Genomic DNA, 309 nt, shown 5'->3' on the forward strand with positions numbered 1-309 from the left:
TACCATCACAAAAGTAGCTGGAATTAAGCAAAGGCTTGAGTAGCTGCTGCTCTGAAATAAATCCAACAAGATGACGCTGTGCATCAATCACTGGCGCACCAATTAAATGATGCTTTTGTAGCAAACTAATTGCGTCGGTTAGTTCAGTCTCGGCGGTTAACAGTGGGAAATCAGGTGACATGATGTCACGAACATAGAGTTTACTCATCATACTTCTCGCGGTGTTTGTGTGTAGTGTGAGAGTAGCGGCTGAGATTGCTTTGGTAAAATGGATTGTTTTGATTGGTTTGTTCTGTTTTTTCAATGTGT

At 41.4% G+C, this 309-nt stretch carries 1 protein-coding gene; it reads right to left on the minus strand.

Annotated elements, in window-relative coordinates; all coding sequences use genetic code 11:
* Positions 1-208, minus strand: a 208-nt coding sequence (locus CWB72_RS20435; RefSeq protein ID WP_138635251.1) for a CBS domain-containing protein, incomplete at its 3' end; no start/stop codon positions are given.
* Positions 209-309 lie beyond the last annotated feature (101 nt).

The organism is Pseudoalteromonas phenolica (assembly GCF_005886345.1).
In the GTDB taxonomy this organism is placed as follows: domain Bacteria; phylum Pseudomonadota; class Gammaproteobacteria; order Enterobacterales; family Alteromonadaceae; genus Pseudoalteromonas; species Pseudoalteromonas phenolica_A.